This window comes from Vibrio cholerae (assembly GCF_008369605.1).
GTDB lineage: Bacteria > Pseudomonadota > Gammaproteobacteria > Enterobacterales > Vibrionaceae > Vibrio > Vibrio cholerae.
In genome coordinates this window covers 2,805,257-2,831,713 of sequence record NZ_CP043554.1, presented here as the reverse complement: position 1 = coordinate 2,831,713, position 26,457 = coordinate 2,805,257, and the positions used below count along the sequence as shown (strand labels likewise).

Genomic DNA, 26,457 nt, shown 5'->3' with positions numbered 1-26,457 from the left:
AGCCGGGATAGCTTACCTCGGTAGCGAGCTCTAACGTGCACGCCGTGCGGCGTGTCCTGCTTTTAACCCATCAACACTGAAGATGACCAACGCACTCCAAATAAAAGCAAAGGTGATCGCTTTATCGCTGGTAAAGGCTTCACCGTAGACCAGAACTGCGAGCAAAAACATCAAACTCGGGCCGATATATTGGAAAAACCCAAGCGTTGAGAGTTTGAGACGCGCTGCGGCTCCGGTAAAACAGAGCAGGGGCAAGGTAGTCACGACGCCAGCGCAAACCAAGAGCAGATTGAGCTGCCAAGTGTTGAGTGCCATATCACTGGTTGGTGTATCGGCGAGCCAGATTAGGTAGATGGCGGCGGCGGGCAGCATAAACAGGGTTTCAAGGAACAAGCCTGTTTGCGCATCAACTTGGATCTTTTTACGCAGTAGACCATAAAAGCCAAAGCTGGTGGCAAGGGCAATCGCCACAATCGGCACTGAGCCAAACACCACTAACTGAATGCCCACGCCAATCGCGGCAAGTGCGACCGCAAACCACTGCAATTTACGCAGGCGCTCGCCGAGAAACAGCATGCCGAGCAGCACGTTGAGTAGCGGATTAATGTAGTAGCCTAAACTGGCATCCAGCATATGGTTAGCGTTGATTGACCAGATAAAAATCAGCCAGTTCCCCCCCACGAGCAAAGCGGTCACTAACAGCAGCCAAAATTTGCGCGGAGTGTGTATTACGCCAACGACGCTGCGCCAGCGCCGACCGAGGTGAATCAGTACTGCGAGCAACACAAATGACCACACCACCCGGTGGCTAAGGATTTCCAGCGCCGATACGGCGCCAAGTGCTTTGAAATAAATCGGCGCAATGCCCCACATGGTGTATGCGCTGATCGCGAGCAAAATTCCTTTTTTGGCATCTTGTTGGTCGGGTGTCATGAACAACTTCTCTGGTTATGGTGATGACCGCTTTGGCGGCGGTAGCAGCGAAGTATAACCTGAGAATCGTACACTGTACGTATTTTGCGGTTTTATTCACCGAGTAACCCCTCTACAATAGCCAGCTTGTTGGCGACCCATGACTCTTACTTTGCACTCTATCGATATGACCGCGACTTTAATGGCTGAATCTTCTGCTCTCTTTGCCACTCCTGAACGTGTTTTGCACGAGGTGTTTGGCTATCAGAAATTTCGCGTCGGTCAGCAAGAGGTGATTGAGGCGGCGCTGGCTGGGCGTGATAGCTTGGTCATTATGCCGACTGGCGGTGGTAAATCGCTCTGTTACCAGATCCCTGCACTGGTGCTGGAAGGGGTCACGTTAGTGATTTCTCCCCTGATTTCGCTGATGAAAGATCAGGTTGACCAGCTTAAAGCCAACGGTGTCGCCGCCGAGTGTGTCAATTCCACCTTGGCGCGCGAGGAGTTGATCGCGATTTATAACCGCATGCATGCTGGCCAGCTCAAGCTGCTGTATGTGTCGCCAGAGCGGGTATTGACCGCCGAGTTTATCGAACGGCTCAGCCATCTGCCGTTAGCCATGATTGCGGTTGATGAAGCGCACTGTATTTCGCAATGGGGACACGATTTTCGCCCTGAATACGCCTCATTAGGCCAGCTTAAGCAGCGTTTCCCGAATGTGCCGGTGATGGCGCTGACGGCGACTGCGGATGACGCGACCCGTCACGACATTATGCAGCGTTTGCAGCTCAATGAGCCGCATCAGTATCTGGGCAGTTTTGATCGCCCGAACATCCGCTACATGCTGGTGGAAAAACATAAGCCGGTTTCGCAAGTGATTCGCTATTTGGAAACGCAGCGCGGGCAGTGCGGCATCATCTATTGTGGTAGCCGTAAAAAAGTGGAAATGCTCACCGAAAAGCTGTGCGGCAACCACATTCGTGCCGCCAGTTACCATGCCGGGATGGATGCCGATGAACGCGCTTGGGTGCAAGAAGCGTTTCAGCGTGATGACCTGCAAATTGTGGTGGCGACCGTGGCGTTTGGCATGGGGATTAATAAACCCAACGTGCGCTTTGTGGTGCATTTTGATATTCCACGCAACATTGAATCCTACTATCAGGAAACTGGCCGCGCAGGGCGTGATGGTCTGCCTGCTGAAGCCATGATGCTGTACGACCCTGCCGACATGAACTGGCTGCGCCGCATGCTCGATGAAAAGCCCGATGGCGCGCAAAAACAGGTCGAAAGCCACAAGCTCACCGCCATGGGCGCGTTTGCTGAAGCGCAAACTTGTCGCCGCCAAGTGCTGCTCAATTATTTTGGCGAATATCGCGATAAGCCTTGTGGTAACTGCGATATCTGCCTCGACCCACCCAAGCGTTTTGATGCCACGGAAGAGGCACGCAAAGCCTTGTCGTGTGTCTATCGCGTCAATCAAAACTTCGGGATTGGTTATGTGGTGGAAGTGCTGCGCGGGATGCAGAACATCCGTATTCGCGAGCATGGCCACGACAAAATCACCACCTACGGCATCGGCCGCGATCACAGCCACGATTACTGGGTGAGTATTTTCCGCCAACTGATCCACAAAGGCATGCTCTACCAAAACATCACGCGTAACTCGACATTGCAACTGACCGAAGAAGCGCGCCCCTTGCTGCGCGGAGAAATGAATATTGAGCTGGCGGTGCCGCGTTTAGATACCGCGGCGCGCGCCGCGAAATCCGACAAATTGTCGGGCAAAAACTACGACAAAAAGCTGTTTGCCAAACTGCGTAAGCTGCGTAAATCGATCGCCGATGATGAAGGCTTACCACCGTATGTGGTGTTCAGTGACGCCACCTTGATTGATATGGCGGAGATCATGCCGACCTCTTACGGCGAAATATTGGCGGTGAATGGGGTTGGGCAGCGCAAGCTGGAAAAATACGCCGACCCGTTTTTGGATCTGATTCAGGAGCATTTGACCTATCATGGCTGAGTTCGGTTTAGGCGACTATCTTGCCGCGGAAGGGCGCTTGATTGTGCGCGCCGAAAACTTCGATTTTGAGGCTTTTGCTGAAACCGCTTTGCGTTTGGTGAACCTGCTTTCCGCTCGGGTGTTGGAAAAGCAGTGCGATGCAGATCTATACACTTGGCTAATTGATTTTGAAGGCTGCCATTTACTGCTGCGCGGCGAGCATTACAGCCAATCATTGTGGCTGGAAACCCTAACCGCAGGTCAGGGTGATGAGGAGCTGGCGTTTATTGCCAAGCTCTTGCAGCGCATCTAAGCCAGTAAAGTCGAGCGTTGTTCCATCGCGCGCAGTCTGTGCTTTCCTTTTATTTTTCGCCCCTTATGCTAAGACTCATCCACTTATGGGTTTTAGCACTTATGGTTTTTAGTGCCTATAGGTCTTAGCACTTACGGATAATCCACCTATGACCAATGGAGGAGAGGCGAATGCGTTTAGAGTCGATTCATCAAGAAGTCATTTCGTTTGAGCGGTTTGTGTGGCGTTGCCTGCGCTATGCGTTGATTGCTTTATTGGTATTGCTCGTTGGTCTGCTGCCAGGGGTGATTGGCTTTATGTTGCTGGCGGAGCTGGCTGCTGCTCAAGCTTGGCTTAACGCACTCTCGATGGTGAGCGGCCTTGAGCTCCCTTATCCGGTGGCAGATTTCCACCAATCTGCAGCCTTACACCTCTTTTTGGCTTTTTATAGCTTATTCATTGAGACAGTGTTTTTTGTCTCCCTTGCTACTTTATTTGCCCCCGCTATTCACCGCGTGTTTCACCGCATGCACTGTGCCGAAGAGGCGCAGTAAAAAGCCCCTTGCGGGGCTTTATCGTGTACCAAGAATTAGGCTTCGCCAATAAAACCGCCGGTCTGGTGCGCCCACAACTGGGCATAAATCCCTTTGTGCGCCAGTAGCTCTTGATGCGTGCCTTGCTCTACGATTTTCCCTTCATCCATCACAATCAGCCGATCCATCGCGGCAATCGTCGATAAACGGTGCGCAATCGCAATCACGGTTTTGCCTGCCATCAGAGTGTGCAGATTCTCTTGAATGGCCGATTCCACTTCAGAATCGAGTGCGGAAGTTGCTTCGTCCATGATCAATATTGGCGCGTTTTTCAATAGCACGCGTGCGATCGCAATACGTTGACGTTGGCCGCCAGACAGTTTCACGCCACGTTCACCGACTTGAACATCATACCCAGTGCGACTTTGTTCATCTTGCAACTCCTGAATGAAATCATGAGCATGAGCTTGGCTGGCGGCTTCTTCGATGGCGGCTTGATCGGCATCCGGGTCGCCGTACAAAATGTTATCGCGGATCGAGCGGTGCAGCAGTGAAGTATCTTGGGTGATCATGCCGATATGGCGGCGCAGCGACTCTTGGCTGACATGGCTAATGTCTTGCCCATCAATTCGAATCTGACCGCTTTGCACATCATAAAAGCGCAGCAGTAGATTGACTAACGTGGATTTGCCCGCGCCAGAGCGGCCGACAATGCCGACTTTCTCTCCGGCTTGAATTACCAAGTTGAGATCGTCAAACACGGTTTTTTGCGCGCTGTAACCAAAACGAACTTGCGAGAAGCTCAGCTCACCAAATTTCACTTGGAGCGATTTTGCTTGTGGGCGATCCTCAATTTCCACTGGGTTCGCTATGGTGTTCATGCTGTCAATCACGGTGCCAACGCTTTCAAACAGAGCGCGAATTTCCCACATGATCCATTTCGACATGCCTTGCATGCGCAGCGCGATGGTAATGCCAATTGCGATCACCCCGACGGTGACCGTTTCTGCGAGCCATAACTGGATCGAGAGAGCAGCAATGCTAAACAGCAACAGATAGTTGATCAGATCCACACTGTAGAGAAGCGAGGTTAAGGTACGCATTTGGCGATAAACCGTGTGCAAAAATTGCGTCATTCCTGCTCTGGCGTAGGTGGTTTCGCGCTGAGAATGGGAGAAAAGTTTCACGGTGGTGATGTTGGTGTAGGTATCAACAATCCGCCCGGTCATTTGCGATTGTGCGTTGGCTTGATCGGTCGAGATGGTTTTTAGGCGTGGTACGAAGTAGACCTGAATCGCGATATAGAAGAGCAGCCAAACGAGGATCGGCACCACCAAAATTTTGTCAGCCTCGGCAATCATCACCAGCATCGACACCATATACACCGCGATATAGACCGACAGATCGACCAATTTCAGCACCGTTTCGCGCACGCTATTCGCATTTTGCATCACTTTTGTCGCAACGCGCCCAGCAAAATCACGTTGGAAGAAGCCGATACTTTGTTTGAGTAAATAGCGATGAGTCGACCAGCGGATCGACATCGGGTAGTTACCCAAAATGGTTTGATGCAGCAACATCGAGTGTACGAGTGCCAGAATCGGCATCACTACCAGTACCAGTGCCGCCATCGTCCACAGCCGTTCGCCGTGCATTTCCCAAAACTGGAGGCGTTCTTGAGTGCTGAGAATATCAACAATCTCCCCCATGTAACGTACGAGTGTGACTTCCGCCATCGCTACGCAGGCGCTGAGTAGCGACATCAATAACAGCGGTTTTTCAAAGCCTTGCGTGTAGTAACGACAGAAAGCAACCAAAGATTTAGGCGGTGTTTGCGGCTCTTGAACCGGGAAAGGTTCGGTCAGTTTTTCAAACCATTGGAACATGAACAAGGTGCCTTAATGAAAGTAATTGAGAAAGATTCGCAATTTTTTGCTTTTAATTAAGATAATTATCACTAAAATTGCGTAAAATTAATACTAATAAAAATGATTCTCAAATCTATAGCAGAGGTTTTATCATGCGCAATATTCGCCCGAGTCAGCTCGGACAATTTATTCGTCGTGCGCTTCGCTTGCACTTCATCCCTGTTGTTTTGGTTGCCGCACCGAGTGCAATGGCCAATACCAACCAAGAAACTGAGCAGTTAGAAACCTTAGTGGTGACCGCTTCAGCCTTGAAAGTGGAAACACCCGCACAAGAAACGCCAAAAGCGCTATCGATTGTCACTCAAGAAGAGATTGTGGCTCGCGCGCCACAAAAATTGGATGAAGCGCTGCGCTATACTTCTGGCGTCACCGCTCAACCTTATGGCGCGGACAATGATACTGATTGGCTCAAAGTGCGTGGTTTTGATGCTGCGACCTATCAAGATGGCAGCCGCCTGTTCCGTGATGGTTACTACACTTGGCTTATCGAACCTTACGCTTTAGAGCGTATTGAAGTGCTGAAAGGTCCTGCTTCGATTTTGTATGGTGAGGCACCTCCAGGTGGAGTGGTCAATGCGGTGCAGAAGAAACCGACCGACATTCCACAAGGTGAGGTTGGCCTACTAGTGGGTAATGATGCGCTGCGCACCTTAACCTTAGACATCTCCGATTACGCGAACCAAGACGGTTCCGTGCGTTACCGTTTAGTCGCGTTGATGAAAGAGAATGATGGTCAGTTGAACGGTACGCAAACTAGCCGTAACTACCTTGCGCCAAGTCTCAGCATCGATATTTCTGAGCAAACCCGTTTAACCCTGTTGGCGAGCTTTTTGGAAGACAGCGGTGTGCCGACTAACCCATTTTTCCCTGCGGCGGGCACCTTAATCGATTCCAACTTTGGTCATATCGATCCCTCTACCAACTTAGGGCAACCGGATTACGACAAGTATGAGCGTCGTCAGGTGTCATTGGGTTACTTGTTCGAACATGATCTTAATGATGTCTGGGCGCTGTCACAGACCTTCAATTACGGCGATAACGATCTCTATCTGCGCAGCAGCTACGCTTTCTCGAATGATGACCCAAGTAAAGACACATTAACGCAAGGCATTGTGTTCCGTGATGGTTCAACCGAAAGCTTGAGCTTAGATAACAAAGCGGTGGCGAAGTGGGATTCTGCCCGTGTTGAAAACACGCTGTTGATGGGCTTAGAGCTGCAACGCCACCAGACTCAAGGTGTTGAGTTAGGTAACTACAGCTTTGGCACCATCAATCCGTTCAACCCGAATTATGGCAATTACACGCCTATCGATGAATCTTCCGCAGCGGATCGCACCATTACCAAAGAGCAAGCAAGTTTGTATGCGCAGTACCAAATCAAGCTGGATCAGCAGTGGATTGGTCTGATTGGCGGCCGTATGGATTGGGTCGATACTGAAAACGAAAGCCAAAAGAACGCGCAGCGTAAAAGCCGCAGCGATGCGGAGTTTTCATTCAATGCGGGTTTGATGTATCTGGCCAGCAATGGTGTATCACCTTACCTCAGCTACTCACAATCGTTTGATGTGCTCAGCACCATCGATAGCGCGACGGGTGAGTTGTATAAGCCACTGAAAGGGGAGCAAACCGAGGTCGGCGTGAAGTACCAGCCAGAGTTTTATGACGGTTACATCAACTTGGCTTGGTTTGATATCACCCAACAAAATGCGCTGGTGACCAACCCAACGACTTTTGTGGCGACGCAAACGGGTGAAATGACTGCCCAAGGCATTGAGGTCGAAAGCGTAGGTTATATCACTGATAGCCTCAAACTGACCGCCAGCTACACCTTCACCGATGCCAAAACCGATGAAACGGGTGGCAAGGGCACACAACAAGCCGGTTTGATCCCGAAACATCAAGCGTCAGCGTGGCTGGATTACGATGCGACGCAGCTTGGCCTACAAGGTTGGACGTTTGGCTCCGGCGTACGTTATGTCGGCGAGTCAAAAGATAATCCGCGTTCGAGCGATCGTACTGTACCGAGCGTGACCTTGGTCGATCTGATGGCGGGCTATGAAATCACAGAAAACTGGCAAGCGCAGCTCAACATCAACAATCTGTTTGATCGTGAGTTCGTTTCTGGCTGTGATTACTGGTGTTACTACGGCCAATCACGCAGCGCGGTACTCAGTGCCAACTATCGCTGGTAATCGGCAATTGTTGTGAACTTGCCGTTTGGGGTAGTCAATTGTCCGTATTCTTGGATGATTGGCTGCCAGACAACTCCCGCTTCTGGCGGGATTTGTTGTTTTTATTGAATGCCAATTATTAGGGGGATCAATGTTTCAGTTGGCTGATATTCAAATGGTTCGCGGTGGGCGCACCATTTTGGCGATCGATCATTTGACCATTCCGACCAATGAGCTGACAGTCGTGCTCGGTCACAACGGTTCCGGCAAATCCACCTTAGTCAGTTTACTGTCGGGCCAACAGTCGCCCGATTGCGGTCAAGTGACCCTCAATGGTCAATCACTCTCATCGCTGCCGAGTAAAACCCTCGCCAAAGCCGTGGCCTTTTTGCCGCAGAAATTGCCAACCAGTGCCGGATTAACCGTGCGTGAGTTGGTGCGTTTAGGGCGCTTTCCGTGGCGCGGCACCTTGGGTCGTTGGCGCAAGGAAGATGAGCAGATTATCGATGCGGCACTCGAAAAAACGGGTGTGAGTGGTTTTGCGCATAACTTGGCGGATGAGCTTTCCGGCGGTGAGCGTCAACGCGCTTGGGTGGCCATGCTGCTTGCGCAGCAATCTCCAGTGCTGATTTTGGATGAGCCGACGTCGGCGCTTGATGTACATCACCAATATCAATTGATGGCGCTGCTGGCGGAGCTCAATCAAACCCAAGGCGTGGGTATTATCGTGATTTTGCATGATCTCAATTTGGCGCTGCGCTACGCGACCCACATTGTGGCGCTTAAGCAGGGGCAGATCGCTTTTGAAGGCGGTGCTGAGTTGTTGCTCGATGAGCAGCGGTTGTCGGATCTGTATCACTCACCGATTCGTTTGATCGATCACCCGAATCCCATTGCCCACTTTTCTACTAATAAGGTTGCGATCGTATGTGCTTGATGAGTCAATGGAATGTTCGTTTGCGGAACATTTGCCGATCGAAGGCGGTTTTTGGCTGGTTTGCCGCGCTTTGTCTATTCTCACTGCCCGTGCAAGCACAAATTATGCTGACGGATAGCCAAGGGACGCACACTTTTGCTGAGGTTCCACAGCGAGTGGTGGTGCTGAACTGGGATTTGCTTGAGCAAGTGCTAGAACTGGGCATTCAGCCCGTTGGCGCGCCGGAATTGAGTTCTTACGTGCAGTGGGTTGTGCAACCCGAGGTGCCAAGTTCGGTGCAAGATATTGGCACTCGTACTGAGCCGAATTTAGAGAAAATCGCCGCACTTAAACCGGATGTCATTTTAGCCGCAGGGCCGCAACAAGATTTGCTGGCCACCTTAGGGCGCATCGCGCCAGTGGTGTATCTACCCAATTTTTCCGAGCAAGATAACGCTGCCCAAGTGGCGATTTCCCACTTTAAAACCTTAGCGACCTTGTTTGGTAAAGAGGCGGTGGCGCAGCAAAAACTGGAAGTGATGTATGCCCGTTTTGCTGAGCTGAAAGCTTCGTTACAGCACGCCTTTGGTGACACTTTACCTGCGGTGGTCACGCTGCGTTTTGCCAACCCAACCTCGGTGTTTTTGTATACCGAAAACTCCACGCCGCAATATGTGCTAGAACAGCTCGGTTTATCGTCAGCGCTGCCGCAGCCGCCGAAAGAGTGGGGCATAGTGCAAAAACGCTTGAGTGAGTTGCAACACGTTGAGCAAGGCTATGTGCTCTATTTCTTGCCGTTTGCGGAAGAGAAAAAAGTGCAAAAATCGGTGTTGTGGCGAGCGATGCCGTTTGTGCAGGCGGGACGTGTCAATTCCGTGCGTTCTGTGTGGAGCTATGGCGGGGCGATGTCGCTGCGTTATAGCGCAGAAGCGATCACCGAAAGCTTGCTGGCGGTGGCTCCGCAATCATGAGTGTGCTGCGTTTAACTGGTTTGGGGGCGCTGACTCTGCTGTTGGCGCTGGTGAGTGTGCAGTGGGGGCACAATTTAACCCTCAATGAGCAGTGGCAATTGGTGCTCGGTAATCAAGCCGCGCAAAGTTTCGCGCAGGTGAATTTTATCTACGCGCAGCTACCCCGTGCGGTGATGGCCATAGTGGTGGGCGCGGTGCTTGGGTTGGTGGGCAGCTTGATGCAGCAGTTGACCCAAAACCGACTCACCTCACCGCTGACGTTGGGAACCTCATCCGGTGCTTGGTTGGGGCTGATTATCGTCAATATCTGGTTCAGTGATTGGGTGGCCGATTACAGCGCATTGGCTGCGATGGCTGGAGCACTGCTCGCTTTCGCACTGATAATCTCGATTGCGGGGCTACGCAATCTCACCGGATTACCGCTAGTTGTTTCCGGCATGGTGGTGAACATTTTGCTGGGTTCGATTGCCACGGCCTTGGTGCTGCTGAACGAAGAGTTCGCCCAGAATGTGTTTATGTGGGGTGCCGGTGATTTAGCGCAAAACGGCTGGGAGTGGCTCACTTGGTTGCTACCGCGCTTGGTTTTGGTGTTCCCGTTACTGCTGTTTGCACCGCGAGTGCTGACTTTGCTTCGGCTCGGCCATGAAGGGGCGGCGGCGCGTGGTTTAGCGGTATTGCCTGCCTTTTTACTTTTGATGGCGGGTGGGATTTGGTTGGTATCCGCATCGATTACTGCGGTTGGGGTGATCGGTTTTATCGGTTTATTAACCCCGAATATCGCCCGTTCACTGGGGGCGCGCACGCCCAAAATGGAGTTGTACAGCAGTGCGCTGCTTGGCGCGTTGTTGCTGCTTGCTACCGATATGCTCGCCATGGGGCTGAGCGTGTGGGCGGAGGAAGTCGTACCTAGCGGCATTACTGCCGCCGTGATTGGTGCTCCGGCGCTGATCTGGTTTAGTCGCCGTCCGCTCCAAGCGCAGGATTCGCTCTCTATCTCCTTGTCTTCACATCGCCGTTCGTCTTCTCGATGGGCGGTGATGCTCATTGCGGCGACTTTGTTGTTGGCTCTGGGTTTACATATTGGTTGGCAGATGGAAAGTGCAAGCTGGGCGCTGCCGAGTGAGTTTCAATGGCCGCTTCGTTGGCCGCGCATGCTCACCGCGCTGTTTGCTGGGGTGGGATTGGCGATCGCGGGAACGTTACTGCAACGGCTGATTTATAACCCGTTAGCCAGCCCCGATATTTTGGGCGTCTCTTCGGGAGCTACGTTTGCCTTGGTGTTTGCTAGCTTGTTTTTAGGGCAAAGTTTGCAGAGCTCCCACTGGATGACAGCACTGCTTGGCAGCGCTGCGGTATTGGTGGTGCTGTTGCTGCTTGGGCGGCGCCATCATTACGCACCGTCTAGCTTGATCTTGACTGGGATTGCTATCACCGCACTGTTGGAAGCCTTGGTGCAATTTACCTTGGCTAAAGGAACGGGCGACAGCTATCAGATTTTGCTGTGGCTATCGGGCTCAACTTATCGTGTCACGGGCGAGCAAGCTTTGCTGCTCAGCGTGGGTGTGGTGGGGTTAACACTGTTGGCGCTTGGCTTGTCTCGTTGGCTTACCTTGATCTCAATTGGGCGCGGTTTTGCTACTGCTCGCGGCTTGAGTGCGAGTCGCGCCAGCTTAGTTTTGCTGATCTTGGTCGCGCTGTTGTGCGCTTTGGTGACCGCGACCATGGGGCCTGTCAGCTTTGTCGGTTTGATTGCGCCACACATGGCGATGATGCTCGGCGCGCAGCGTGCTCCATCTCAACTTCTGCTGGCCGCCTTGGTGGGCGGCACTTTGATGTTGTGGGCAGACTGGTTGGGGCAAGCCTTGTTATTCCCCGCGCAAATCGCCGCAGGCACGCTAGTGGCAATCATTGGTGGCAGCTATTTCCTGCTGCTGTTACTCAGTCAGCGTGCACGCTAAACCCTCAGTTGAGAGGCGCTTGCCTCTCAACGCATCTGGCGAATGTCGGAAGAAATGTCATCGATCAACTGCCGCGCGGACGTTTCACGCTGCTGAGTGAGGGTGAGAAAAATCAGGTCGGTCAGCACGTTTTGCGCGGTACGCGAAGCAATCGCAGAGCTGCGGTGCTGCGTTTCATCGGCAATCGTATCCAGCGCCAGATCGGCCAGTTCACGTAAGCGATTTTTGTTCGGTGTAGTTAGGGCAATCACTTTCGCGCCTTGCTGTTTGGCCGCTTGTGCTGCAATCAGAATTTCGCGCTTTTCTCCGGAAAATGAAATCGCAATCAGCACATCTTGGCTATGTAAGGTGCGAGCAGTCGCGATCTGCACGTGGCTATCTTGCTCCGTGAGCGCGGTAATGCCGAGCTTGAGCAGCTTAAATGCGAGATCTTTGGCGACCAGCGCTGAGCCACCAATCCCGATGATCTGTACCCGCACCGCTTGCTGAATCCAGCTGATCGCCTCACTGAACTCATCCAAACGCAGGGCATTGGTCGTGTGAAACATCGCTTCGGTTTTGGTTTGCACCAGTTTTTGGGCAATTACGGCGACGGGGTCATCGGCCAAGATGTTGCTGTGTAAAGGCTGGTTGACCATGACTTGTTTGCGTCCCAGCTCTTCGGTGAGGGCGAGTTTAAATTCGCTGTAGCCTTTAAAACCAAGCCGTTGGGTAAATTTGACTATGCTCGATTGGCTCACATTGGCCCACGCGGCCAAATCTTGGCTGGTCATTGCTGCCGCCTGCGCCGCATTGGCGAGAACCCAATCACCAATCTGGCGGCCACTCTCGGAAAGTTGGGTGCGACGGCTGACGATGCGTTGTAGTACGGACATTTTTTACACTCCTTATGAATAAATTATTCCATCGTAGGAATAATGCCTGCCACGCTTCATGCTTTCTCAATCAATGGTTTCATGGTTGAGCGTTTATTTTTCTCGATGCTTTTCACGATTATTCCAAAAAACGCCTGCTTAAAGAATAACCTTAATTGTGATTCTTATCACCAAAATGGAATATTTTATTCCATAGAATCGCCTCAATTCGAAATTTGCCGAGAAGCCTTATGAAGATTGATTTAACCCGCTTAGTGACCGAAAGCCGTAATCCAGCCAGTGAGCAGATTGATACCTTGTCCACGTTGGACATGCTGCAAGTGATCAACCAACAAGATCAGTTGGTCGCCTTGGCGGTCGCGCAAACCTTGCCACAAGTCGCGCAAGCGGTGGAAGCGATTACCGCTGCTTTTGCTCAAGGTGGACGCTTGATTTATATGGGCGCAGGTACGTCTGGTCGTTTAGGGATTCTCGATGCGAGTGAATGTCCGCCGACCTACGGTAGCAAGCCTGAACAGGTGATTGGCTTGATCGCCGGTGGACATACGGCGATTTTGAAAGCAGTCGAAAATGCCGAAGACAACCGCGAGCTAGGCCAAAGCGATCTTAAGGCCCTGAACCTTAATGAAAAGGATGTACTGGTTGGCATCGCCGCCAGTGGCCGTACCCCTTATGTGATTGGGGGAATGGAGTACGCACGCTCGGTCGGTGCCACCGTCGTGTCACTGGCGTGTAACCCGGGCTGCCCGATGGAGGCGTGCGCGGATATTGTGATTACCCCCGTAGTCGGTGCGGAAGTGGTTACGGGATCATCACGCATGAAAGCGGGCACTGCGCAGAAACTGGTGCTCAATATGCTGACCACGGGCGCGATGATCAAAAGTGGCAAAGTGTTTGGCAACCTGATGGTGGATGTGGAAGCGACCAACGCCAAGCTCATCCAACGGCAAACCAATATTGTAGTAGAAGCGACAGGCGTAAGCGCTGAGCAAGCGGAAGCGGCATTGGCCGCGTGTGGTCGCCACTGCAAGACTGCGATTTTGATGATTTTGGGCGGTTTTAGCGCAGAGCAAGCCGCACAAAAACTGGCGCAGCACCAAGGTTTTATCCGCGCAGCGCTCAACCAAGAATAAACAGCAGAGAGAAGGAGCCGATGATGGCCAAAATAACCCAAACCATGATGGCACAAGTGCTGTCTCTGGTGGGCGGCAGTGGTAACGTCGCCAAATGTGGCAACTGCATGACTCGCTTGCGTTTAACGCTGAATAATTCTGCGCTCGCCGATCATGCGGCATTGAAAAAAATTTCCGGAGTGATGGGTGTGGTTGAAAGTGACGCACAACTGCAGATCATCCTCGGTCCCGGTAAAGCACAAACGGCCGCGGATATGATGAATGCCTTGATTGAATCGGGCGACAACGTGGCACCTGCAGTGAGCGAGGCGGATCTCTCCACGATTGCCGCGCAGCAGAAAAAGCAGATGAAGAGCAAGCAAACCAGTGCGGTACAACGCTTTTTGAGCAAGTTTGCCACCATTTTTACTCCGCTGATCCCCGGATTTATTGCCGCAGGCTTGCTGCTGGGCATTGCGACTCTGCTTGAGCAAATCTATGTGGTTGGCCAAACCCCGAGCGAGTTTATGCTCGATCTGGTGGCTTATCTCAAAGTGTTTGGCAAAGGGCTGTTTGCGTTTCTCAGCATCTTGATTGGCTATAACGCGCAGCAGGCATTTGGCGGCTCTGGCGTGAACGGGGCGATTCTGGCTTCGCTGTTTGTACTCGGTTATGACCCAGAAGCAACCAAAGGCATTTACTCGGGGATGAGTGAGTTCTTCGGCTTTGCAATTGACCCGCGTGGCAACATCATCGGGGTATTACTGGCGGCAATTTTAGGCGCGCAAGTGGAACGTAAAGTGCGTGAATACATGCCGGATGATTTGGATATGATCCTGACTTCGGTGGTGACTTTGCTGATCATGGGCGCGGTGACTTTCCTCATCATCATGCCTATCGGCGGTGAGCTGTTTAAAGGCATGTCATGGCTGTTTTTAAACCTCAACGATAACCCACTCGGTGCTGCCATCTTAGCCGGTTTGTTCTTAATCTCGGTGGTGTTTGGTATTCATCAAGGTTTTGTGCCGGTCTATTTCGCGCTGATGGAAGCGCAAGGCTTTAACTCACTGTTCCCGATCCTTGCCATGGCAGGCGCTGGGCAAGTCGGTGCTTCACTGGCGCTGTACGCGAGAGCCAAAAAAGAGACCACGATTCGCACTCAAATTAAAGGGGCGATCATCCCGGGTATTCTCGGCATTGGTGAGCCACTGATTTATGGCGTGACGCTACCGCGAGTGAAACCTTTTGTCACTGCCTGTATTGGCGGTGCGGCGGGTGGCTTCTTTATCGGCCTCATCTCTTATTTGGGTTTGCCGGTTGGCCTCAATACGGTGTTTGGCCCATCCGGTGTGGTGGCGATTCCCCTGATGACTTCAGCCGACGGTATTTTTGCGGGTATGGCGGTATTTGTCGGTGGTTTGCTCATCTCTTATACCGTTGGCTTTGCTGCTACCTACTTCTTCGGTTGTAAAGACGTCGATCTGAGCTAAGTTGGTTCCCTGTAGGTTATCCCCTTAACGGACGGGGGGATAGTAAAAGCGCCCAATCTAGGGCGCTTTCTTTTCAACGATTGAAGTTTTTCAACGATTCAAGACGCTACTTCTTGGTGATTTTATCCAAGTAGCCCATCGCAAAAGCCGAGACCACAAAAGTAATGTGCAGCAGCAAGTACCATTTGATTTTGTCACTTTCGATGTTTTCGGTGTTCATAAACACTTTGAGCAGATGAATTGATGAGATGGCCACAATCGAAGCAGATACTTTGTTTTTCAGCGAGCTGGTATCAAGCTTGCCCAGCCAACCGAGTTTATCTTCACTCTCATCGACATCGAGTTTAGACACGAAGTTCTCATATCCGGAAAACATCACCATCACGATAAGGCCGCCCACCAGCGACACATCAATCAAAGAGAGTGCGACTAGGATCAGATCCACTTCTTTGATGGTAAAAATGTTTGGCAGTAGGTGGAAAATTTCTTGGAAGAATTTAATGCCCAGCGCGAGCAGCAGCAGGCTTAAGCCAAGATAAATCGGCGCCATAATCCAACGTGAAGAATAGAGAAGTTTTTCGATCAAACGTTCCATAGGTTTCCAATTACTAAGAAGTTAGGGGATTAAATAAAAGCCCCGAATCAACGAGGCTTTAAGGGTTATTCGATGTTTTGGATCTGCTCTCTCATCTGCTCGATGAGTACTTTCAGCTCCACACCGGAGGCGGTGATATCGGTTGAGATGGATTTCGAAGCCAAGGTGTTCGATTCACGGTTGAACTCTTGCATCATGAAATCGAGTTTACGGCCACATGAGCCACCTTTTTTCAGCACTTCACGCGCTTCTTTGACATGAGAGTCGAGACGATCCAGCTCTTCGGCTACATCCGATTTTTGTGCCAGCAGGATCAGCTCTTGCTCTACGCGGCTCGCATCAAGCTCGATTTTCGCCTCCTCAAATTTGCTGAACAGACGCTCGCGTTGCCATTCCAGAATTTCTGGCATGCGTGCGCGTACTTTGACCACTTCGGCGCTGATCGCTTGCAAACGCTGCTCAATCAGCGCTTTCATGTTATCGCCTTCACGGCCACGCGCGGCGATAAATTCGTCCACGCCTTCATCAAACGCACTGAGTAGTGCTTGGTTTATGGCGTCCATATCCTGCTCAGGCGTTTCCATCACGCCCGGCCACTGCATCACTTGGAATGGGTTAATGCGGCTGAGTTCACCGGTCATGTGCATGATCTGGTTAGCGGCATTAATCACTTGCTGGGCGAGTCCTTCATTGATGGTGAGGTGGCTTTGCGCGGCTGGATTCGCTTCAAAGCGCAAATGACACTCGATCTTACCGCGTGACAGGCGCTGACGAAAACGCTCGCGCAGCAGTGGCTCTAAACCACGGAACTGCTCAGGCAGGCGGAAGTACGTTTCTAAATAGCGTTGGTTAACCGAGCGAATTTCCCACACGGCGCTGCCCCAATCGCCTTTGACTTCTTTGCGTGCGTACGCAGTCATGCTGTAAATCATCAGGATGTCCTTTGCTTTCATCTCTTTGTGACTGGCGCTAATAGTAGCAAAGCAGGCAAAACGGCGCTACCGTGCTGAGTTCGTTAACCTAGCGCCTGTAGGGGCTTTGGGCTATAATCCCGCCCCAACCGAATTGATACAGCCACAAGAAGGTCGAGACCCTATGCGTCCAGATAACCGCGCTGCGGACCAAGTTCGCCCCATCAAAATCACCCGCAACTACACTGCATACGCAGAAGGCTCGGTGTTGGTGGAATTTGGCAACACCAAAGTGTTGTGTAATGCCAGCATTGAAGAAGGTGTGCCACGTTGGTTAAAAGGCCAAGGTAAAGGCTGGGTGACGGCGGAATACGGCATGTTGCCGCGTGCAACCCATTCACGCACGCGCCGTGAAGCGACCAATGGTAAGCAAGGCGGTCGTACCATGGAAATCCAGCGTCTGATCGCGCGCAGCCTACGTGCTGTGGTGGATCTGGAAGCGATGGGCGAAATCATGATCACCGTTGATTGTGATGTGATTCAAGCCGATGGCGGTACGCGTACCGCTTCGATTACCGGTGCAAGCGTGGCACTGGCCGATGCTTTTGCCCATCTGATTGCTAAAGGCCAACTGAAGAAGAACCCGATGAAAGGCCATGTGGCTGCGGTTTCGGTTGGTATCTTAGGTGAAGATGTGCTGTGCGATCTGGAATATGTCGAAGATTCTGCCGCTGATACGGATATGAACGTGGTCATGACCGAAGAAGGCAAAATGATTGAAATTCAAGGCACTGCTGAAGGTGAGCCGTTCAGTCATGAGCAGTTGCTGGAATTGCTGGCTGTCGCGAAAAAAGGCATTGCCGATATTGTCGCAGTGCAGAAGGCATCGTTGTTAGATTGATTGAGTAGCTCCCAATTGGGGGCTATTTTTTTGCCCTCATCTTCGTCGGTATTGACGCGATGGCTGCGTTAGCAAGTACTTTTTGCCCTAGTCACTTACTTCAGTAAGCTCCTAGGGACTCAAAGTTTTGCTGCCTTGCCCTCACGCCAATATCTTAGAAGATGAATTGTTCTTAAATCGTAAATTTAGAGAAGATGTGATGAAAGCTTACCAGCGTGAATTTATTGAGTTTGCCCTAGAAAAACAGGTGCTGAAGTTTGGCGAATTTACTTTGAAATCAGGCCGTAAAAGTCCTTATTTCTTTAACGCTGGTCTGTTTAATACTGGCCGTGATTTAGCGCGCTTGGGCCGTTTTTATGCGGCAGCGCTAGTGGATTCTGGTATTGAGTTTGATGTGCTGTTTGGTCCTGCTTACAAAGGTATTCCGATTGCTACCACCACAGCAGTAGCATTGGCGGACCACCACGATGTGGATACGCCTTACTGCTTTAACCGCAAAGAGGCCAAAGATCATGGCGAAGGCGGTAATCTGGTGGGCAGCAAGTTAGAAGGTCGCGTGATGCTGGTGGATGATGTGATCACCGCTGGTACGGCAATTCGTGAATCGATGGAGCTTATCCAAGCCAACAAGGCTGATTTAGCCGGCGTGCTGGTCGCGATCGATCGCCAAGAGAAAGGCAAGGGCGAGCTCTCAGCGATTCAAGAAGTGGAACGTGATTTTGGTTGTGCGGTCATTTCGATTGTGAGCCTGACCGATCTCATCACCTATCTTGAACAGCAAGGTAACAACACTGAGTATCTAGAGGCGGTGAAAGCGTATCGTGCACAGTACGGCATTTAAGCGCATTCATCCAACTAAGCCTAAAACGAAAAAACAGCCTCAAAATGAGGCTGTTTTTCTAGCATTAAGCTCAAGAACAAAACACTTAGCTTTGATCGCCATGATGGGAGTTGTCGTAAATCTCTCGTCCATCACGCTGAGTTTTCAGCAACGACAAGTTCCACATGTACTGCTCCGGCTGTGGCGTGACCAGTGCTTCAATCGCACGGTTCATCGCCAGTGCATCGGCTTCTTCATCGCCGGTTGGGAAGTTTTGCAGCGCAGGCAAAATGTGCACTTCATAACGGCCTGAATCACTGTTGTAGCATGACATCAAAGGTACTACATGCGCTTTGCACAGCTTAGCCATTTTGCCAAACCCTTTGAGCGTGGCTTTTTCGGTAGCAAAAAACGGTACAAACACGGAGTTTTGCGGGCCGTGATCTTCATCCGGCACCCAGTAGCCAACATAGCCGGATTGAATCGAACGCAAGAAAGGTTTAATGCCCGATTCACGAGTGAAAATTCGGCCACCATACTGCATACGTTGGACGTGCATCAGCCAATCGGCAATCGGGTTGCGCTGCGGTTTCATGATGTTGGCGACTTTGTAGCCGCGAGCCGCCAGCATAACGGCGGCGTAATCAATCGCCCAAGAGTGCGGGACTAACAAAATCACGCGCTCGCCGCTATCTAGCAGCGGCAGCAAGTTCTCTTCGCCAATCAGTTCGCCCCGTGCGTTGTTGTAGCGGGTCGAGCGCACCAACAGCTCTGAATAACCGAGCATAAACTGCGAGGCTTTCACAAACGTATCGTGCAGGATCTGCTCGCGCTCTTGCTCGCTTTTCTCTGGAAAACAGTAGGCGAGGTTAACCCGAGCGCGGCGGACTACGCGGCCATTTTTCTTAATGATAAATGGCACCAAGGGCTTGGCTAATCGATCTCGTATGCGCCATGGAATAAAGGCCAACAGTGCCGCGAAAGCGATGCCGATCCAAGTGCCCCAGTGTTTGGGGTGCAGAAAGCGCCACTCAAATTGCGGGTTATGTAGATGGCGTGCAATGCCCTTGTCTTGATCGCTCACAAATTCACCTTTACTGATAGCGCGAGTTGGTCAGTTCGTAGTCCGGCAAAGATTTGAAGCGTTTGTGCAGCCACATCCATTGCTCGGGGGCGCGCAGTATAATCTCTTCGACAAATTTATTCATGTAAGCCGCGGCAGCGGTTTCATCTTTTTGTGGGTAGTCCGCTTCAATTGATTTATCAGCCATGATCTCATAACGCCCTTGCGCGTTACGGAAACCGGAGCCGATGACAATCGCGCAGTGGCTGGTGTAAGCCAAAATACTGGTGCCGGTGGTGGTACAAGCTTCTTCTACCGCAAAGAAAGGCACAAACACCGACTTATTGTGGCCATAGTCTTGGTCTGGCAGGTAGAACAGACGCTCGCCTTGGCGTAACACGCGGATCATCTGCTTAATATCGGTTCGGTTGATAAGCTGATTGCCATTGCGTGTTCGACCACGGTACTGAATGAACTCATAGGCAGGATTACTGTGCGGACGATATACGCCATAGCCACCGATGCCTAGCACAGCAAAAGCGCGCGCGGTGATTTCCAGATTGAGTGCATGTACGCAACACAGCAAAACCCCTTGGCCTGTTTTTGCATGTTGGCGAATGGCTTGGGTATCTTTATCAATCAAAATGCGCTTAAAGCGCCAGGTTGGCCAGAACCAAGTGATCCCAGTTTCAATCAGGGCCGCACCGGTGTTTTTGAAGTTTTCCAAAACAAACGCATCGATCTCGCTTTGGCTCATGGTTGGGAAGGCGAGTTCCAGATTACGTCTGGCGATATGGACACGCTTTTTACCAAAGCGCATCGAAAATTGGCCTAAACCGCGGCCGATTTTTAGCAGCACAGGATAAGGCAGCAGGTTAACCAGCAGGGCGAGTAGGCCAAAACCAAGCCAGACTCCCCAGTATTTTGGGTGCAATAAAGAGAAGGAGAATTCAGGTTTGCTGTATTTATCTTGACTCATTGTACTCACTTAATCTGTGCACTTAGCAGCGCCCAGTATTCATCAAAATTCGCGGTTGGCAGGTATTTGAAATCAGAACGCACAAAGCGATTCAAGCTGCCTTCCACCTGACCGAGCAGCTGCGCGGCGAGGATATTTTCATCCACCGGGAAGGATTTGCCTTCGCGGAGTTTACGTTCACGCAGAATTTGGCGCAAAGAGGTTTCAATCCGTTCAAACAACTGATTGATGCGATCGCGCAAGCGCTCATTTTCAAACATTAAAGCATGCCCAGAGAGAATGCGTGTCAAGCCTGGGTTACGTTCGGCAAAGGCGAGCAGCAATTGCATCACCAAACGAATGCGATTGAGCGTGTCTTTTTCTTCATCAAAGATGCGGTTGATACGCGACATCAAGGATTCTTCAATAAACTCAATCAAGCCTTCAAACATACGAGCTTTGCTCGGGAAATGGCGATACAGCGCGGCTTCGGACACGCCAACTTGCTTAGCGAGTTTTGCGGTAGTGATGCGTGAAGCCCCTTCATTGGATTCAAGCATCTCGGCTAGAGCTTGCAGGATTTCTTCGCGTCGATTGATTTTTTTATTGCCGGCCATGCCCCGTTTTTCCTTTTGGTTATCACTGCTGATGAACAACAACTACGTCGCAGACTCAGCGCCTGCGACAAAGATGAAACCTTTGAAGTGTAACTAAGCTCAGAGGTTGTTCGAAGCGTGTTGATAAAAATGGTTGAAGTAGGTGGCGAAAATAACGCCTACATTTGCTCATGAATCAAATGCATTACTGCGCTAGCGAGCGCGTCTTTACTGGTTAAAGGTAGGCTGTGTTGCCCTTCTTTCCAGAATAGGGTCAAGGCATTGTCATTGCTGTTAAAGCCTTGGCCAGCAATCGAGACGTCGTTAGCGCAGATCATATCCAGATTCTTGCGCACGAGCTTGCTACGCGCATAGGTCTCGACATCTTGCGTTTCTGCCGCAAAGCCAACGGTAAACGGTCGATTCTCAGTCAGAGCCGCAACGGACGCCACGATATCGGGATTTTTCACCATCTCAATGGTCAATGTGTCGTTATCACGGCTCTTTTTGATCTTCTGCTCGGCCACGGTTTGTGGGCGGTAGTCGGCTACCGCGGCGCACGCGATAAAGATCTGGTGTGAGGTTGCATCTTTCATCACTGCGCTGTGCATTTCTAATCCACTTTGCACATCAATGCGATTGACGCCCACTGGCGTTGGCAGATGCACCGGCCCGCTGATCAGTGTGACGTCAGCGCCGAGCTGCGCGGCGGCTTTGGCAAGCGCAAAGCCCATTTTTCCTGAGCTGTGGTTGGTGATGTAGCGTACTGGGTCGAGCGCTTCACGAGTGGGACCTGCGGTGATCAGCACGCGTTTACCGACAAGAATTTTCGGGGCGAAGAAGTTTTCGCAGTGCGCCACTAACTCCATCGGCTCCAACATACGACCTGGGCCGACATCTCCACAGGCTTGCTCGCCAGCTGCAGGACCCCAAGTCAGATAACCACGGCGGATAAGCGTTTGTAGATTTTCTTGGGTCGCGATATTGCGATACATCTGCTGATTCATGGCTGGCGCAATCGCGACTGGTGCGCTGGTGGCCAGAATGAGCGTGGTGAGCAAATCATTGCCCATGCCTGTGGCCATGCGCGCGATGAGATCGGCAGTCGCCGGTGCCAGCAGCACCAAATCGGCCCATTTAGCGAGCTCAATATGCCCCATTGAGGCTTCTGCCGCAGGGTCAAGCAAGCTATCCGACACGGGACGTCCGGAAACGGCCTGCATGGTCAGCGGAGTAATGAATTCTTTGGCGGCGTGGGTCATCACCACTTGCACGGTCGCACCGCGCTCCACCAATCGACGAGTCAATTCTGCACACTTATACGCTGCGATACCGCCACTGATACCGAGCAGAATCTTTTTGCCTGCCAATGATTGCATTTGGGATCCCTCAAAAAATCTGCGCGCTATGTTAGCACAGCTCGAGCTAAAAGTTGGAGTCACAACCGCCGCTGTGCATCGCGCCACTGGTCGAGCTGCAAAGCATCGGTCATTTCACAGACAATAGACCATGAATATGAGATAAGTCATTCACAAAGCTAACAATAATGAAAGGGAATCTTATGCTGTCTTCTCTACGAAGCCGTACCAAATTACTGCTATTGACGGTCATTCCTCTGATCGTCATTACCGCCTTGGTTATGGCGGTGAATTATCAGAGTGGGTTATCTACCTTACAAAAAGAGCTAGAAAACTACCGCACCGATCTGATTGATGCCAAGAAAAAAGAGCTGCAAGCCTATCTCATGATGGGGGTGACGGCGGTGAAACCTTTATATGAGAGTGATAAAGCCGGTGAAAACCAAGCGCAAGCCAAACAAATCCTCAAAGCGATGCGTTTTGACAGCGATGGCTATTTCTTTGCATACGACTCACAAGGGGTCAATACCCTACATGCGATTAAGCCTGAATTAGAAGGCAAAAACCTCTACGGCATGAAAGATGAAAATGGTGTGGCGGTGATTGCCGGTTTAATTGATGCCTCAAAAACGGGCGATGGATTCCTCTATTTCTCTTGGCACAAACCGACGATTAATGCTCAAGCGCCGAAACTGGGTTATGCCGAATACCTACCGAAATGGGATTGGGTATTGGGGACGGGCATCTATATTGATGATGTCGATACCCAAGTGGCAGAGTTTCGCGCGCAGCGCGAGGCGGATCTCTACGATCAAATGATCTCCGCGATTGGGCTTTCGGTTGTCGGTTTGGTGTTCACTATTATTGCGGTGAGTGTTTTGGTGTCTCGCGGCATTGCACCACTGCAACATGTGGTGAGTTCACTACAGGCGGTGGCTGCGGGTGGCGGCGATTTAACCGCGCGAATTAAAGTTGAGAGCCAAGATGAGATTGGCGATGTGGCGAAAGCGTTTAACGCTTTTATGGATAAGCTGCATCCGCTCATGACCGATATCCGCGCCTCGGCCAATACGGTCGAAGCGGCTGCGCAGGAATTGGATCAACAAACCTCGCAAGCCAGCCATAAGATGGACGGTCACTGTTTAGAGACCGATAAAGTTGTCGCTGCGGTGACTGAAATGAGCGCCACGGCGCGCGAAGTGGCGAGCAACACTTACTCGACCGCGCAAGCGATTGAGTCGGCTAACAGCCAAATTGCTGTCGCGCAGAAAGAGGTGAATCTGGCGATTGATGGGATTGGTGAGTTGGTCAACGAAGTGAACCAAACCTCTGCCGCGGTAAGCGATCTCAGCCAACAGGCGGCGAAGATCACCCAAGTGCTGAAAGTGATTGGCGATATTGCTGAGCAAACCAATTTACTGGCACTGAATGCGGCGATTGAAGCGGCGCGAGCGGGTGAACAGGGGCGCGGCTTTGCTGTGGTGGCCGATGAAGTACGCTCACTGGCGAGTCGTACTCAAAATAGCACTAAAGAGATTGGTGAAATGCTCAATGCGCTGCACCAAGGGGTCAGTAAAGCGGTGCAGAGCATGAACATCAGCCAAGAGCGTGGTGAGAAAACCGCGCTGGAATCGGTGCAGATTAAAGAGAGCTTAGCGGGGATCTCCAAAGCAGTAAGCCTAATTCATGATATGGGCATTCAGACGGCTTCTGCGGCTGAGCAGCAAAGCGCCGTAGCAGAAGACATCAACCAAAATCTGGTCGCGATTCAGCAGATTGTCAATGAACTCAGTGAAAGCTTTAAACAGACCGAAAGCGTGAGCGCAAGTTTGTCCCATTCTGGGCAACAGATGGGCACTTTGGTTGGGCATTTTAAGCTTTAATCAACAGTGAAATTGCATCGCCGCTTGAGGTGATTCGAAACTTGAGAAGGGCCGCTTGCGGCCCTTCCTTTTCTCTGGCTTGAGTAAGCAAAACCGACGCCGAGAAAAGAGATGAGTCTGAAAGAGTTACCCACCGAATCGATGCCGCGCGAAAAATTGCTGCAACGCGGCCCGCAATCATTAAGTGATGCGGAATTGCTGGCGATTTTCCTACGTACAGGCACGCATGGTATGAATGTACTCGCCTTGGCGGATCTGCTGCTGCGCGATTTTGGATCACTGCGCGCACTGTTCTGTGCCTCCAAGGAGCAGTTTTGTCGCCACAAAGGGTTGGGCGAAGCCAAATTTGTTCAATTACAAGCGGTATTGGAGATGACGCAGCGTTATCTCGCTGAAACCTTAAAGCGCGGTGATGCCCTCACCAGTCCGCAGCAAACCAAACTTTATTTATCGAGCGTGCTGCGCGATCGCCAACGAGAAGCCTTCTATATATTGTTTTTGGATAACCAACATCGTGTCATTCGTGATGAGATTTTATTTGAAGGGACGATTGATGCGGCGAGCGTTTACCCACGAGAAGTGGTTAAGCGGGCGCTGCACCATAATGCCGCTGCGGTAATACTGGCACACAACCACCCATCGGGTGTTGCGGAACCGAGTCAAGCCGATCGAAGGATCACCGATCGCCTGCGTGATGCACTCGGTTTGGTTGAGATTCGTGTGCTGGATCATTTTGTCGTCGGTGATGGGGAAGTGGTCTCTTTTGCTGAACGTGGCTGGATATAGTCAACACTTATGGTTTGCGGCATTTTTAAGCTTGTGAGTTAGCGAGAATCTGCTAATATGCCCCGACATTTTTTAACCCTGATTCAGCTCGCACCGTAAAAAGATCAGCAAATCCTGCGAAAAGGATCTGTTCGGGTCTTGAGCAATGTGCGGCAAGTTAGTATAATGCGCGACCTTTGATAGCCTTGTATGGGTATTCCATAACGGTTTTTAACCTCAACTTCTGATTTTGGAAAGAGAGAGGTTCGGCCACCAAGGTTGATATCGAGCTGAAACGATTTGGAGAAGACATTCATGTCACGAGTATGCCAAGTAACTGGTAAGCGTCCTGCAGTTGGTAACAACCGCTCACACGCAAAAAATGCTACTAAGCGTCGTTTTCTGCCGAACCTACAAACTCATCGTTTCTGGGTAGAGAGCGAAAAACGTTTTGTTAAACTACGTCTAACTGCTAAAGGTATGCGTATCATCGACAAGAAAGGCATCGATGCTGTTCTTGTAGAGATCCGTGCACGTGGCGAAAACGTTTAAGAGGAATTGAGCAATGGCTAAAGGCATTCGCGAAAAAATCCGCCTAGTATCATCTGCAGGTACAGGTCACTTCTACACCACTGATAAGAACAAGCGCAATATGCCTGGCAAGTTCGAGATCAAGAAATATGATCCTGTAGTTCGCCAGCACGTTGTGTACAAAGAAGCAAAAATCAAGTAATTGATTTAGCTCTTGTTTACAGTGTTGTAAAAAAACCCAGCCTTTGGTTGGGTTTTTTTTCTGCCTGTTATTTGGGTTTTGGCTGCCAATAACAGAAAGCCCAAGGTATAGAGCTCCTCTTATACTCAAACTACTTGGCGTTGCAGCTTCAAGTAGCAAGGGGATGACTAGGATCTCACTAAGCACTTTGTTAATCTCAAAACGTTTGCTTATCGCAAGGAGTGATTATGCGCGTTTCTCCCAATCGACGTCGCCGTTGGAACAACATTCTGATTTTGTCAGTGATTGCTTTTATCGCGGTGATTAATCTGCCGACCGTGATTAAAAGCTATTTATTGCCCGATCCGGAGAGCCAGTTTCCAAGCTTACTGAGAGCGGACGCCACCTTACAGGCGTTGCATTTCCCTGCGTTTTCATTAGAAAAAAGCCGCGAAGAGTGGCAGTCGGAGCCTGAGTTGAGTGTTGATGGGCAAGAATTAGTGCAGCGTTGGCATGCACTCACTGGGACAGAAGTGGATGAGGCGACGTATCGCGCCCTGCAACCAACGTTGCCAAACGCACAAACGATAGAAGTGTGGTATGCCGATCGCGAAGAGCCACAAAGGATCACCTTCTATCAAACCCCACAATTTTGGTTGCTAAAAAACTGGCAAGATCGTTGGATTGCGGTCTCGGCCGAAGCGAGTTATCTATTCCCTGCGCCATTGTAAGAGG

General features: G+C 51.1%; 26 protein-coding genes. 17 read left to right on the top strand and 9 right to left on the bottom strand.

Annotated elements, in window-relative coordinates; translation table 11 throughout:
* Positions 1-30: 30 nt before the first annotated feature.
* Complete coding sequence (gene rarD, locus F0316_RS13220; protein WP_000264463.1) at positions 31-873, bottom strand: EamA family transporter RarD; 843 nt, start codon at positions 871-873, stop codon at positions 31-33.
* 226 nt (positions 874-1,099) lie between these two features.
* On the opposite strand from rarD, the gene recQ reads away from it, so the two are divergent.
* The 3 genes from recQ to F0316_RS13205 all read left to right on the top strand — a co-directional run bounded on the left by recQ (position 1,100) and on the right by F0316_RS13205 (position 3,760).
* Positions 1,100-2,935, top strand: coding sequence for an ATP-dependent DNA helicase RecQ (gene recQ / locus F0316_RS13215; protein WP_149560564.1), 1,836 nt, complete (start codon positions 1,100-1,102; stop codon positions 2,933-2,935).
* Positions 2,928-3,227 carry a DUF3630 family protein gene (locus tag F0316_RS13210; RefSeq protein WP_000807264.1) on the top strand — a complete coding sequence of 100 codons (300 nt, stop codon included), beginning with the start codon at positions 2,928-2,930 and terminating at the stop codon, positions 3,225-3,227. The genes recQ and F0316_RS13210 overlap by 8 nt, the downstream gene beginning before the upstream one ends.
* A 170-nt stretch (positions 3,228-3,397) precedes the next feature.
* A complete protein-coding gene (locus F0316_RS13205; RefSeq protein WP_001235441.1) occupies positions 3,398-3,760 on the top strand; it encodes a hypothetical protein in 363 nt (120 codons plus the stop codon).
* A gap of 35 nt (positions 3,761-3,795) precedes the next feature.
* On the opposite strand, the gene F0316_RS13200 is transcribed toward F0316_RS13205, so the two are convergent.
* Positions 3,796-5,625, bottom strand: a complete 1,830-nt coding sequence (locus tag F0316_RS13200) for an ABC transporter ATP-binding protein (RefSeq protein ID WP_172626030.1) — start codon at positions 5,623-5,625, stop codon at positions 3,796-3,798.
* Positions 5,626-5,759: 134 nt separating this feature from the next.
* Here F0316_RS13200 and fhuA point away from each other — a divergent pair, with 134 nt between their 5' ends.
* The 4 genes from fhuA to fhuB all read left to right on the top strand — a co-directional run bounded on the left by fhuA (position 5,760) and on the right by fhuB (position 11,683).
* Entirely contained in the window at positions 5,760-7,859 is a 2,100-nt protein-coding gene (gene fhuA / locus F0316_RS13195) for a TonB-dependent siderophore receptor FhuA (RefSeq protein WP_060780470.1), read from the top strand.
* 130 nt (positions 7,860-7,989) lie between these two features.
* The gene (locus F0316_RS13190) at positions 7,990-8,775 is read left to right on the top strand and encodes an ABC transporter ATP-binding protein (protein ID WP_000487060.1); all 786 of its coding nucleotides are present in this window, start codon (positions 7,990-7,992) and stop codon (positions 8,773-8,775) included.
* Positions 8,766-9,725 carry an iron-siderophore ABC transporter substrate-binding protein gene (locus tag F0316_RS13185; protein ID WP_149560541.1) on the top strand — a complete coding sequence of 320 codons (960 nt, stop codon included), beginning with the start codon at positions 8,766-8,768 and terminating at the stop codon, positions 9,723-9,725. The genes F0316_RS13190 and F0316_RS13185 overlap by 10 nt, the downstream gene beginning before the upstream one ends.
* Complete coding sequence (gene fhuB / locus F0316_RS13180) at positions 9,722-11,683, top strand: Fe(3+)-hydroxamate ABC transporter permease FhuB (RefSeq protein WP_149560540.1); 1,962 nt, start codon at positions 9,722-9,724, stop codon at positions 11,681-11,683. Before F0316_RS13185 ends, fhuB begins: the two co-directional genes overlap by 4 nt.
* A 26-nt stretch (positions 11,684-11,709) precedes the next feature.
* Here the strand turns inward: fhuB and F0316_RS13175 are convergent, their stop codons facing one another.
* Positions 11,710-12,558, bottom strand: a complete 849-nt coding sequence (locus F0316_RS13175) for an SIS domain-containing protein (RefSeq protein ID WP_000114972.1) — start codon at positions 12,556-12,558, stop codon at positions 11,710-11,712.
* Between the two features lie 230 nt (positions 12,559-12,788).
* On the opposite strand from F0316_RS13175, the gene murQ reads away from it, so the two are divergent.
* Positions 12,789-13,691, top strand: coding sequence for an N-acetylmuramic acid 6-phosphate etherase (gene murQ / locus F0316_RS13165; protein WP_000687206.1), 903 nt, complete (start codon positions 12,789-12,791; stop codon positions 13,689-13,691).
* A gap of 23 nt (positions 13,692-13,714) precedes the next feature.
* Positions 13,715-15,160: a PTS N-acetylmuramic acid transporter subunit IIBC gene (murP, locus tag F0316_RS13160; RefSeq protein WP_001074155.1), complete on the top strand. Its 1,446-nt coding sequence runs from the start codon at positions 13,715-13,717 to the stop codon at positions 15,158-15,160.
* A 106-nt stretch (positions 15,161-15,266) separates the two neighbouring features.
* Here murP and F0316_RS13155 read toward each other — a convergent pair whose 3' ends face one another.
* The gene (locus tag F0316_RS13155; RefSeq protein WP_000440285.1) at positions 15,267-15,755 is read right to left on the bottom strand and encodes a TIGR00645 family protein; all 489 of its coding nucleotides are present in this window, start codon (positions 15,753-15,755) and stop codon (positions 15,267-15,269) included.
* Positions 15,756-15,820: 65 nt separating this feature from the next.
* Positions 15,821-16,687, bottom strand: a complete 867-nt coding sequence (locus F0316_RS13150; RefSeq protein ID WP_000640567.1) for a YicC/YloC family endoribonuclease — start codon at positions 16,685-16,687, stop codon at positions 15,821-15,823.
* A gap of 163 nt (positions 16,688-16,850) precedes the next feature.
* Here F0316_RS13150 and rph point away from each other — a divergent pair, with 163 nt between their 5' ends.
* Both rph and pyrE read left to right on the top strand, forming a co-directional pair.
* A complete protein-coding gene (gene rph / locus F0316_RS13145; protein WP_032481519.1) occupies positions 16,851-17,567 on the top strand; it encodes a ribonuclease PH in 717 nt (238 codons plus the stop codon).
* 199 nt (positions 17,568-17,766) lie between these two features.
* Positions 17,767-18,408 carry an orotate phosphoribosyltransferase gene (gene pyrE / locus F0316_RS13140; protein ID WP_095471726.1) on the top strand — a complete coding sequence of 214 codons (642 nt, stop codon included), beginning with the start codon at positions 17,767-17,769 and terminating at the stop codon, positions 18,406-18,408.
* An 85-nt stretch (positions 18,409-18,493) separates the two neighbouring features.
* Here pyrE and lpxN read toward each other — a convergent pair whose 3' ends face one another.
* Genes lpxN through slmA form a run of 3 tightly spaced genes read right to left on the bottom strand, consistent with a single transcriptional unit; the run spans position 18,494 to position 21,025 of the window.
* Positions 18,494-19,471, bottom strand: coding sequence for a lipid A biosynthesis myristoyltransferase LpxN (gene lpxN / locus F0316_RS13135; RefSeq protein WP_001283371.1), 978 nt, complete (start codon positions 19,469-19,471; stop codon positions 18,494-18,496).
* Between the two features lie 10 nt (positions 19,472-19,481).
* Positions 19,482-20,429, bottom strand: a complete 948-nt coding sequence (locus F0316_RS13130) for a Kdo(2)-lipid IV(A) acyltransferase (RefSeq protein ID WP_000076197.1) — start codon at positions 20,427-20,429, stop codon at positions 19,482-19,484.
* A 5-nt stretch (positions 20,430-20,434) separates the two neighbouring features.
* Positions 20,435-21,025: a nucleoid occlusion factor SlmA gene (gene slmA / locus F0316_RS13125; protein ID WP_000918350.1), complete on the bottom strand. Its 591-nt coding sequence runs from the start codon at positions 21,023-21,025 to the stop codon at positions 20,435-20,437.
* On the opposite strand from slmA, the gene F0316_RS13120 reads away from it, so the two are divergent.
* Entirely contained in the window at positions 20,981-21,118 is a 138-nt protein-coding gene (locus F0316_RS13120) for a hypothetical protein (RefSeq protein WP_001889830.1), read from the top strand. The two genes, slmA and F0316_RS13120, sit on opposite strands and share 45 nt — an antisense overlap.
* A 65-nt stretch (positions 21,119-21,183) precedes the next feature.
* On the opposite strand, the gene coaBC is transcribed toward F0316_RS13120, so the two are convergent.
* A complete protein-coding gene (gene coaBC / locus F0316_RS13115; RefSeq protein WP_095477092.1) occupies positions 21,184-22,383 on the bottom strand; it encodes a bifunctional phosphopantothenoylcysteine decarboxylase/phosphopantothenate--cysteine ligase CoaBC in 1,200 nt (399 codons plus the stop codon).
* 182 nt (positions 22,384-22,565) lie between these two features.
* On the opposite strand from coaBC, the gene F0316_RS13110 reads away from it, so the two are divergent.
* The 5 genes from F0316_RS13110 to F0316_RS13090 all read left to right on the top strand — a co-directional run bounded on the left by F0316_RS13110 (position 22,566) and on the right by F0316_RS13090 (position 26,453).
* Entirely contained in the window at positions 22,566-24,245 is a 1,680-nt protein-coding gene (locus tag F0316_RS13110; RefSeq protein WP_162797424.1) for a methyl-accepting chemotaxis protein, read from the top strand.
* A 111-nt stretch (positions 24,246-24,356) separates the two neighbouring features.
* Positions 24,357-25,031, top strand: coding sequence for a RadC family protein (radC, locus tag F0316_RS13105; RefSeq protein ID WP_000053459.1), 675 nt, complete (start codon positions 24,357-24,359; stop codon positions 25,029-25,031).
* A gap of 294 nt (positions 25,032-25,325) precedes the next feature.
* Complete coding sequence (rpmB, locus tag F0316_RS13100) at positions 25,326-25,562, top strand: 50S ribosomal protein L28 (RefSeq protein WP_000091952.1); 237 nt, start codon at positions 25,326-25,328, stop codon at positions 25,560-25,562.
* Between the two features lie 13 nt (positions 25,563-25,575).
* Positions 25,576-25,743 (top strand): 50S ribosomal protein L33, encoded by a 168-nt coding sequence (gene rpmG, locus F0316_RS13095; protein WP_001051801.1) that lies wholly within the window; start codon positions 25,576-25,578, stop codon positions 25,741-25,743.
* Positions 25,744-25,970: 227 nt separating this feature from the next.
* Positions 25,971-26,453 (top strand): hypothetical protein, encoded by a 483-nt coding sequence (locus F0316_RS13090; protein WP_001266258.1) that lies wholly within the window; start codon positions 25,971-25,973, stop codon positions 26,451-26,453.
* Positions 26,454-26,457 lie beyond the last annotated feature (4 nt).

What these genes read in the sequence shown, in the direction of transcription:
- rarD (WP_000264463.1), bottom strand. Translation starts at nt 873, where the DNA reads ATGTGGGGCATTGCGCCGATTTATTTCAAAGCACTTGGCGCCGTATCG.
- recQ (WP_149560564.1), top strand. Translation starts at nt 1,100, where the DNA reads ATGACCGCGACTTTAATGGCTGAATCTTCTGCTCTCTTTGCCACTCCT.
- F0316_RS13210 (WP_000807264.1), top strand. Translation starts at nt 2,928, where the DNA reads ATGGCTGAGTTCGGTTTAGGCGACTATCTTGCCGCGGAAGGGCGCTTG.
- F0316_RS13205 (WP_001235441.1), top strand. Translation starts at nt 3,398, where the DNA reads ATGCGTTTAGAGTCGATTCATCAAGAAGTCATTTCGTTTGAGCGGTTT.
- F0316_RS13200 (WP_172626030.1), bottom strand. Translation starts at nt 5,625, where the DNA reads ATGTTCCAATGGTTTGAAAAACTGACCGAACCTTTCCCGGTTCAAGAG.
- fhuA (WP_060780470.1), top strand. Translation starts at nt 5,760, where the DNA reads ATGCGCAATATTCGCCCGAGTCAGCTCGGACAATTTATTCGTCGTGCG.
- F0316_RS13190 (WP_000487060.1), top strand. Translation starts at nt 7,990, where the DNA reads ATGTTTCAGTTGGCTGATATTCAAATGGTTCGCGGTGGGCGCACCATT.
- F0316_RS13185 (WP_149560541.1), top strand. Translation starts at nt 8,766, where the DNA reads ATGTGCTTGATGAGTCAATGGAATGTTCGTTTGCGGAACATTTGCCGA.
- fhuB (WP_149560540.1), top strand. Translation starts at nt 9,722, where the DNA reads ATGAGTGTGCTGCGTTTAACTGGTTTGGGGGCGCTGACTCTGCTGTTG.
- F0316_RS13175 (WP_000114972.1), bottom strand. Translation starts at nt 12,558, where the DNA reads ATGTCCGTACTACAACGCATCGTCAGCCGTCGCACCCAACTTTCCGAG.
- murQ (WP_000687206.1), top strand. Translation starts at nt 12,789, where the DNA reads ATGAAGATTGATTTAACCCGCTTAGTGACCGAAAGCCGTAATCCAGCC.
- murP (WP_001074155.1), top strand. Translation starts at nt 13,715, where the DNA reads ATGGCCAAAATAACCCAAACCATGATGGCACAAGTGCTGTCTCTGGTG.
- F0316_RS13155 (WP_000440285.1), bottom strand. Translation starts at nt 15,755, where the DNA reads ATGGAACGTTTGATCGAAAAACTTCTCTATTCTTCACGTTGGATTATG.
- F0316_RS13150 (WP_000640567.1), bottom strand. Translation starts at nt 16,687, where the DNA reads ATGATTTACAGCATGACTGCGTACGCACGCAAAGAAGTCAAAGGCGAT.
- rph (WP_032481519.1), top strand. Translation starts at nt 16,851, where the DNA reads ATGCGTCCAGATAACCGCGCTGCGGACCAAGTTCGCCCCATCAAAATC.
- pyrE (WP_095471726.1), top strand. Translation starts at nt 17,767, where the DNA reads ATGAAAGCTTACCAGCGTGAATTTATTGAGTTTGCCCTAGAAAAACAG.
- F0316_RS13130 (WP_000076197.1), bottom strand. Translation starts at nt 20,429, where the DNA reads ATGAGTCAAGATAAATACAGCAAACCTGAATTCTCCTTCTCTTTATTG.
- slmA (WP_000918350.1), bottom strand. Translation starts at nt 21,025, where the DNA reads ATGGCCGGCAATAAAAAAATCAATCGACGCGAAGAAATCCTGCAAGCT.
- coaBC (WP_095477092.1), bottom strand. Translation starts at nt 22,383, where the DNA reads ATGCAATCATTGGCAGGCAAAAAGATTCTGCTCGGTATCAGTGGCGGT.
- F0316_RS13110 (WP_162797424.1), top strand. Translation starts at nt 22,566, where the DNA reads ATGCTGTCTTCTCTACGAAGCCGTACCAAATTACTGCTATTGACGGTC.
- radC (WP_000053459.1), top strand. Translation starts at nt 24,357, where the DNA reads ATGAGTCTGAAAGAGTTACCCACCGAATCGATGCCGCGCGAAAAATTG.
- rpmB (WP_000091952.1), top strand. Translation starts at nt 25,326, where the DNA reads ATGTCACGAGTATGCCAAGTAACTGGTAAGCGTCCTGCAGTTGGTAAC.
- rpmG (WP_001051801.1), top strand. Translation starts at nt 25,576, where the DNA reads ATGGCTAAAGGCATTCGCGAAAAAATCCGCCTAGTATCATCTGCAGGT.
- F0316_RS13090 (WP_001266258.1), top strand. Translation starts at nt 25,971, where the DNA reads ATGCGCGTTTCTCCCAATCGACGTCGCCGTTGGAACAACATTCTGATT.